Below are 6,156 nucleotides of genomic sequence, written 5' to 3'. Positions count from 1 at the left end.
CTGCCCCCCTTGATAAGGGGGGTGTCTGACAACTTTTAACACCTACCTACTTATCAGTAATCGGTGAATAATTTCATTTAAGACTCATAACCTTGAAATCGAATCGGGAGGGCGATCGATGCACAATAATAAGGAGGAGAATAAAAGTTGTTAGAAAATGCCAAGAAAATTACGGTGATAGGTGGGGGAATTTGGGGACAAACTCTCGCTAATTTGGCTAGACGTAATCACTTAGCTGTTAGGGTTTGGTCGCGTCATACTGGGGAAGATTTGGGGGCTATTATAGCAGATACTGAGGTAATTATTTCAGCAGTTTCGATTAAAGGGGTTGTTCCAACGATCGAAAAATTACAGCAATTACAATTAAATTCTCGCATAATTATCGTCACCGCTACTAAAGGATTAGAGCCAATCACCACTCGTACCCCCTTTCATCTTTGGAATCAAGCTTTTCCCGCTAATCCCCTTGTGGTTCTTTCCGGTCCCAATTTAGCTAAAGAAATTAATCAAGGTTTACCCGCTGCGACGGTGGTAGCAAGTTATCTGCAAAAAGCAGCAATATTGTTACAAAAATTATTATCTGGGGAATCTTTTCGGGTTTATCTTAATAGCGATCCCTTGGGGACTGAGTTAGGTGGCACTTTAAAAAATGTCATGGCGATCGCTTCTGGGGTTTGTGATGGTTTACAGTTAGGTACTAATGCCAAATCTGCCCTGTTAACTCGCGCTTTACCAGAAATAGTTCGGGTGGGAACTTGTCTAGGAGGTTGTCAAGAAACTTTCTTCGGTTTATCGGGTTTAGGGGATTTATTAGCTACCTGTAATAGTCCTTTATCCCGCAATTATCAAGTGGGTTATCAATTAGCTTTAGGTTTATCTTTGCCTGAGATTTTAGGGAAGTTAGAGGGAACTGCCGAGGGAATAAATACCACAGAAGTTTTGATGAGAATTGCCCAAGAAAAAAATTTATATGTACCGATTACCTGCCAAGTTGATCGTCTTTTGCGCGGGGAAATTTCTCCCCAAGTTGCCGTTTATGAATTAATGCGTCGGGATTTAAAATCAGAATTTGATTAAGAGACAAGAGATTTTTCAGTGATCAGTAATCAGTTAGTCAGAGCTTTCTTAACAAAAAGAGAAGAAACTTAAAAAAAGGGGAACCGATTGATAGGTATAGTTTTGAAAGAAGGAATCAAGGTCGAGGTGAGCAAAAAAATGGAGAAATGGGCAGCCCAAGAATTACAGTATGCAGACCTAGGGGACACCAGAAGAAAGAAAAGGTTAATCAGTATCGTGGAAAACTTGGCCAGCCAAATTAGTACAAGCGTACGACAATCCTCGGCAAATCTAGCCGCCGTCAGTGCCACATCTGATTTTGGGAATTCACCCTATTTTCAACCTTCAGCGGTGAGAATGATTGCTTCTCTTGGGGTTTTTTTAGGTAGAAAAGGCGACGGTGAACCTAGTGTTAAAACTATTTGGTTAGGACTGGGAAGGTTAGATGATATCAGCGAGACTTGGAAACTATCTGATCAAATTAGTCCCCCCATAGAACCCCCTTGGGCAATCTTGCCCACTTTTCTCTTGTTGTCAAATTTTATGTTAAGAAAGATGCGACTAATGGATAGGAAGACCATGAATAAAGAAAAATGGTATTAATAGGGAGCTAACTGCGAAATTAGCCTACAAAACCTGAAAAAATCTCCCACAAACATGGCGAGGACAAGCATGAATACAATTAGTAATTTTTTAGCTAGTGCTATTGTCGGCGGCTGGATTATGACCATGGCAGTTTTTGCTATTCAAAATATCCAACCAGTTTCTTTAAAGTTTCTACAATTTGAGTCAATTAAAGTACCTATCGGTGTTTTATTGGCTTTTTCTTTGGGAATTGGATTTTTTATGGCCGCATTTATCCCCGCTTTTTTGAGAAAGTCGAAAAAATCTCCTCGCAGTCGCTTTCCTCCCCCACAACCGGGGTTAGACGAGTTTGATTTTTAGATAGGGTTTGCGGCAAAAAGTTTTTCCTGGGGGCAGGGTGTGGGGTGTAGGGTGTAGGGTGTAGGGTTTTACCGATTTTCAGGGAGTCAATTACCTAATTTTCAGGGAAAAAGTCCCGGAATTTTACCCCCAATCACTCCAATCGCTGGCACTTTTTGAGGGAAAAAAAGTCTAAAAGTCTTATCCAACAAGGTTTTTAGATTTATTCAGCAACCCCTAATTATAGCCAATACAAAATGAATTACACAGGATTGGAGCAGCAAAGCAAGGAATTACAAATAGCTGAATTAGAACTATTTATAAAAAGTGTAATCGATTCAAGAGAACTGAAACGAGCGCTCTCAGTAAAGATGTCTCTCGAAGGTAAAACCTGTGAAGAAATCAGCAGAATACTCTGTGTCAAGCAATCTTTCATATATTACGGTCGAAATATATTTAGGGTTTGCTGAAAAAGTTTGTTGATGGGGTTAGGAGTCAGTAGCCGGTCGTCAGTAGCCGGTCGTCGGTCGTTTCAGGCTTTGTTGCCCTTCTTTTTTTTTATACCAGTTTATGTACTATCAAAAGAATAATGCCAGGTTTTTGAATGTCCCAATCCTATTTTCGCAGCATGAACATCGGATTTTAACAGGTCAAAAGCCTTATTTTAAAAGGGTTTTACCATTATTCAGCCAGCCCTATCTAGGTCAGCCCCTAATCACTTAAATTCTGAACAAAAACGCCAATTCAAGTCTGAATTGGCGCGATAATCGCTTCTAATGCCGTTGAATCTTTAGGGTGTTTCAATCCCTAATAGGGATTAACATTAATTGGAATAACAATAGAGTGAGGAACAATAAGCATATTTACCGTTTCAATCCCTATTAGGGTTTAAGATTAATTGGAACCTCCTATTGGTTTTCGCTCTTTTATTATATTTCAATCCCTATTAGGGTTTAAGATTAATTGGAATCCATTTTTGCCGAGCAATCTTTTTACCTTCTTTTAATAAACTTAAAGCCTGACTAAAATCTAGGGTTTTATCAAAACTCATAATTTACCTACTTAATACTGATTAACTATTGTATTTTTCGATAACTTTTGTTGCTTCTGCTATCGTTTGTTCTTCTGATAGTAGCTTAAAAATTTTGGCTAAGACTTGTCTAACTCTTTCCTTGCATACTCCTAACTCTTGAGAAGTTGATAATATTTTAAAACGACAATTCCAGTGCCTAGAAGTAACTGGCACTGGGTCTAAATCATTGTTTTTTGCCCATACCAAATAGATATGGGCTTGACGGGCGGTTATCATTCTAACTCCTTGCTAATGGTAAAAAAATCACTTCACTATCTCCTTCATCATCCCAGTCTCCTGTTTTGTTTCAATCCCTAATAGGGTTTAAGATTAATTGGAACCCCCAATCAATTCTCCCAAAGTAGCGATCGGCTTTGTTTCAATCCCTAATAGGGCTTAAGATTAATTGGAACTCTGAGGTTTTGCGGTAATCCCCCGGTTTCACCTGTGTTTCAATCCCTAATAGGGCTTAAGATTAATTGGAACACGACTGGAATTATCTAAGCAACGAGCGGCGATCGAATCCCGTTTCAATCCCTAATAGGGCTTAAGATTAATTGGAACTCTCAAGTCCGTCGTTTACAGACAGAAAAGAAAGGTTTCAATCCCTAATAGGGCTTAAGATTAATTGGAACTTGCCGTCCTTTGGTGATCGATAGTTGGGCATTTGTTTCAATCCCTAATAGGGCTTAAGATTAATTGGAACTTGGAACTTGCTTAAAAATCATGATGGAGAAAGAAAATGAAGTTTCAATCCCTAATAGGGCTTAAGATTAATTGGAACCTGATTCTACAGCCACAAAATAAGCAGATAGCAAAGTTTCAATCCCTAATAGGGCTTAAGATTAATTGGAACGATTGTTGACGGGGCTGTTGACAAGTTAGAAACTAAGTTTCAATCCCTAATAGGGCTTAAGATTAATTGGAACACGAGTTATTGGTAAGGATTGAGGCCTTAGAAACGAGTTTCAATCCCTAATAGGGCTTAAGATTAATTGGAACCTGCTGTTTTTAGGCAGAATGGCGGGCAAGTTGCATTAGATGCGTTTCAATCCCTAATAGGGCTTAAGATTAATTGGAACGGGTGGATAGCAAGGGTGCGAAATTTATCTTGATTGGTTTCAATCCCTAATAGGGCTTAAGATTAATTGGAACGCTGAGGCTATTCCTATTGAATGCCCAATAGTTGATGTTTCAATCCCTAATAGGGCTTAAGATTAATTGGAACTTTGAACAGGTGTACTAGGCGGCTAAAAGGATAGGTTTCAATCCCTAATAGGGCTTAAGATTAATTGGAACCGACAGTTTGGATGTCGGTCGTTGTTTTACGGACAACGTTTCAATCCCTAATAGGGCTTAAGATTAATTGGAACGGGCTGTAGGAAGAGGATTACCTCAATCAGAAGCGGGTTTCAATCCCTAATAGGGCTTAAGATTAATTGGAACGATTTAATCGGATCTGGTAAAGTATTAAGATTCGTGTTTCAATCCCTAATAGGGTTTAAGATTAATTGGAACCCAGGGTAAAGAATTCTCCCAAAGCCACCCGTAGCGTTTCAATCCCTAATAGGGTTTAAGATTAATTGGAACGAGGACGCAATTAATGCGCGGTTAGAAGCAATCGCTGTTTCAATCCCTAATAGGGTTTAAGATTAATTGGAACGATTATCTGGTAAATTACCACTAATTCCTCGATAGTTTCAATCCCTAATAGGGTTTAAGATTAATTGGAACAAACTGGAAGTGGGGCATAGGTGATACTGAGTACAAAGTTTCAATCCCTAATAGGGTTTAAGATTAATTGGAACTCTCGCCCAGCTGCTGCCTCAATTCTTCCATTGAGTTTCAATCCCTAATAGGGTTTAAGATTAATTGGAACTCTTATCCTTCACCAGATGGCACACGAAAAAGGAAGTTTCAATCCCTAATAGGGTTTAAGATTAATTGGAACTATTCAAGAAGCCGCTAAAGCTTCTAAGATGGGTAGTTTCAATCCCTAATAGGGTTTAAGATTAATTGGAACTACAAACAATTCCTTTTTAACCATAAAATCTTGGCGTTTCAATCCCTAATAGGGTTTAAGATTAATTGGAACTGTTTGCTGTTGCGGAAGATATTAGATTAAGGAGTTTCAATCCCTAATAGGGTTTAAGATTAATTGGAACAAGTTTTTAAATTTTTATCACTCCACTGCTCCATCCGTTTCAATCCCTAATAGGGTTTAAGATTAATTGGAACTCCGACTCTTCATATTATGCCAGGAGTATCTCAGGGTTTCAATCCCTAATAGGGTTTAAGATTAATTGGAACCTTGTTTGAAAAATATTTAAGCTTTTATTATTTAGGTTTCAATCCCTAATAGGGTTTAAGATTAATTGGAACACGCGCATTAGTAATCGCTCATTTCCATAATTTCCGTTTCAATCCCTAATAGGGTTTAAGATTAATTGGAACATGAGTTCAACGGCTTTTACCATTGCTTAAAGCAGTTTCAATCCCTAATAGGGTTTAAGATTAATTGGAACTTTTTTATGGAAGTGCTGGTTGGCAGCCAATAGGGTTTCAATCCCTAATAGGGTTTAAGATTAATTGGAACCGCCCAGTGGTAAAAGCTATACGCTATGGGGTTTTCAAGGTTCGTATGCGCCGCACCCGCAATAAACCCATTGTACAGCAAGTGACCCACTGCTTCAAGACCCCGCAAAACCTTACGGGATAAGGTGCGCCCCGCGTTGGAAAGGAAAATCATCTCGAATCTATATTCCATAAGCTTTTCAGCCACCAGATAATAGTTAAGGATTTTTACAGCTACCCGGAAGCGCAACCGAGCTAAACAAAAAAAATTGTATTATCCCGGGGTAACTCACCACCGATGCGTTCCACTTTACCCCGACAACAGGCGCAGAGAAAATAAAAGCGGATGCTATCGGTATCGGGTTTGATCAACTTACTCAAGCGCCCGCGCAGCTTAGCGTACTGGGTATCGGTTAGATCGCACTCAAAAACACTATACTGCACCCGTTGGCCGTAGGACTTTAACGTATTGTGAATTTTGGTTCGTCGCTTATCATCGGAAATATCGTAACTGACAACAAAATACATGA

Annotated in this window: 4 protein-coding genes, 2 pseudogenes and 1 CRISPR repeat array; of the genes and pseudogenes, 4 read left to right on the top strand and 2 right to left on the bottom strand. The window is 39.1% G+C overall.

The window, feature by feature from the left end; genetic code table 11:
- Positions 1–147 precede the first annotated feature (147 nt).
- The 4 genes and pseudogenes from IQ242_RS00325 to IQ242_RS00315 all read left to right on the top strand — a co-directional run bounded on the left by IQ242_RS00325 (position 148) and on the right by IQ242_RS00315 (position 2,001).
- The gene (locus IQ242_RS00325; RefSeq protein WP_193958617.1) at positions 148–1,077 is read left to right on the top strand and encodes an NAD(P)H-dependent glycerol-3-phosphate dehydrogenase; all 930 of its coding nucleotides are present in this window, start codon (positions 148–150) and stop codon (positions 1,075–1,077) included.
- Between the two features lie 138 nt (positions 1,078–1,215).
- Positions 1,216–1,410 (top strand): annotated as a pseudogene (locus tag IQ242_RS26950) (transposase DNA-binding-containing protein); the annotation flags it as partial.
- Positions 1,405–1,560, top strand: a pseudogene (locus tag IQ242_RS26945) (IS4 family transposase); the annotation flags it as partial. The pseudogenes IQ242_RS26950 and IQ242_RS26945, both read left to right, overlap by 6 nt.
- Before the next feature lie 168 nt (positions 1,561–1,728).
- On the top strand, positions 1,729–2,001 hold the full coding sequence (locus IQ242_RS00315) for a lipopolysaccharide assembly protein LapA domain-containing protein (protein ID WP_002788612.1): 273 nt from the start codon (positions 1,729–1,731) through the stop codon (positions 1,999–2,001).
- Between the two features lie 1,051 nt (positions 2,002–3,052).
- Here IQ242_RS00315 and IQ242_RS00310 read toward each other — a convergent pair.
- Both IQ242_RS00310 and cas2 read right to left on the bottom strand, forming a co-directional pair.
- Entirely contained in the window at positions 3,053–3,289 is a 237-nt protein-coding gene (locus IQ242_RS00310; protein WP_193958615.1) for a hypothetical protein, read from the bottom strand.
- Positions 3,290–3,356: 67 nt separating this feature from the next.
- Positions 3,357–5,648: direct repeats of the CRISPR family, unit length 37 nt; unit sequence GTTTCAATCCCTAATAGGGTTTAAGATTAATTGGAAC.
- A gap of 233 nt (positions 5,649–5,881) precedes the next feature.
- The gene (gene cas2, locus IQ242_RS00305; RefSeq protein WP_002742874.1) at positions 5,882–6,154 is read right to left on the bottom strand and encodes a CRISPR-associated endonuclease Cas2; all 273 of its coding nucleotides are present in this window, start codon (positions 6,152–6,154) and stop codon (positions 5,882–5,884) included.
- Positions 6,155–6,156: the final 2 nt, after the last annotated feature.

Source organism: Microcystis sp. LEGE 08355 (genome assembly GCF_015207185.1).
Lineage (GTDB): Bacteria > Cyanobacteriota > Cyanobacteriia > Cyanobacteriales > Microcystaceae > Microcystis > Microcystis panniformis.
This window is presented reverse-complemented; position numbering and strand designations above follow the sequence as displayed.